Origin of the sequence: Mesorhizobium sp. M7A.F.Ca.MR.245.00.0.0 (assembly GCF_003997415.1) — a bacterium.
Classification (GTDB): Bacteria; Pseudomonadota; Alphaproteobacteria; order Rhizobiales; family Rhizobiaceae; genus Mesorhizobium.
In genome coordinates this window covers 17,030-18,452 of the sequence record NZ_RZTE01000067.1, presented here as the reverse complement: position 1 = coordinate 18,452, position 1,423 = coordinate 17,030, and the positions used below count along the sequence as shown (strand labels likewise).

The following is a 1,423-nucleotide window of genomic DNA, read 5'->3' as shown; positions in this document are numbered from 1 at the left end:
GCGCCGGGCACTCGAATCGCTTGCCGCCGAAGGGTACGCCGAGGCCGAGCTCGACCAGATCGGCGACATGGACGGCATCCCCGACGAAGAGCCGCATATCTCAGCCTTCCAGGGCGCGCTCGAAGGCGAAGTGTCGATCGTCACCTTCGACGTGCCGATCTGAACCCGAACCCGGTCCAGCTTTCGAATCGACTGCCGAGACGAATCGGCGACCGAGGCCTTCCCAGCCGACAAAAATGTGCACTGCCGCCTCAAGGAAGGCCGAGCTAGGCTTCTCGGCTTCGGCTTGCCCGGGGCAAGTGTTCTGGTAAGAAACCATCATCATCATCAAACAGACGGAGCGACCGTGTCCCAGCCCATCAAGATAGGCATCGTCGGCGTCGGCAAGATCGTCCGCGACCAGCATCTGCCGGCCCTGGCGAAAGACCAGGACTATCGCCTCATCGCGGCTGCCAGCCGTCACGGCAAGGTGGATGACATCCCGAATTTCCCTCACATCGAAGCCATGCTCGACGCGGTGCCCGAGCTCGAGGCCGTGTCGCTCTGCATGCCGCCGCAGTTCCGCTACGATGCGGCGCGGACGGCGCTGATGGCCAAGAAGCATGTCTTCCTGGAGAAGCCGCCTGGCGCCACGGTCAGCGAGGTCGAGGACCTCAAGACATTGGCCGCGCAGAACGGCGTCTCGCTGTTCGCCAGCTGGCACTCGCGCTATGCGCCGGCGGTCGAGGCCGCGCGTGCTTTTCTAAGTTCAGCCCGCATCCACTCGGCCGCCATCAACTGGAAGGAAGACGTGCGCCGCTGGCACCCGAACCAGGAATGGATCTGGGCTCCCGGCGGTTTCGGCGTCTTCGATCCCGGCATCAACGCGCTGTCGATTGCCACCCATATCCTGCCGGCGATGTTCATCACCTCGGCGGTGCTGGATTTTCCCGAAAACCGCGCCTCCCCGGTTGCCGCGCGCGTCGCCTTCCGCACCTCGAACGGGTTGCCGGTGACGATGGACCTCGACTGGCTGCAGACAGGCCCGCAAAGCTGGGACATCCTGGCCGACACCGACAAGGGCGCGATGGTGCTGTCGGGCGGCGGCTCGAAGCTCGCCATCGACGGCAAGGTGGTTCATGACGAGCCGGAGGCCGAGTACCCGATGCTCTACAAGCGCTTCGCCGAGATCGTCCGCGCCGGCGTCTCCGATGTCGATCTCGCGCCGCTGCAGCATGTCGCCGATGCCTTCATGCTCGGCAAGCGCAACGTGGTCGAGGCGTTCTTCGATTGACAATGGGCTGTGAAGAGCGACCTCGCTCCGATCCCCACTTCCCGGATCATTTGCGAAGGGCGCGCCGCCCCTCATTGTCCTGCCGACATTTCTCCCCGTATAGTGACGGGGAGAAAGGGGCAATGGCGACGCCGGCGTTCGCCCTGCAAG

General features: G+C 64.4%; 1 protein-coding gene and 1 pseudogene. Both read left to right on the top strand.

All coding sequences use genetic code 11. From position 1 onward, the window contains the following. Positions 1–163, top strand: a pseudogene (locus EOB80_RS35740) (transcriptional regulator); the annotation flags it as partial. A 183-nt stretch (positions 164–346) separates the two neighbouring features. Then, positions 347–1,273, top strand: coding sequence for a Gfo/Idh/MocA family oxidoreductase (locus EOB80_RS33125; RefSeq protein ID WP_127332166.1), 927 nt, complete (start codon positions 347–349; stop codon positions 1,271–1,273). Positions 1,274–1,423 lie beyond the last annotated feature (150 nt).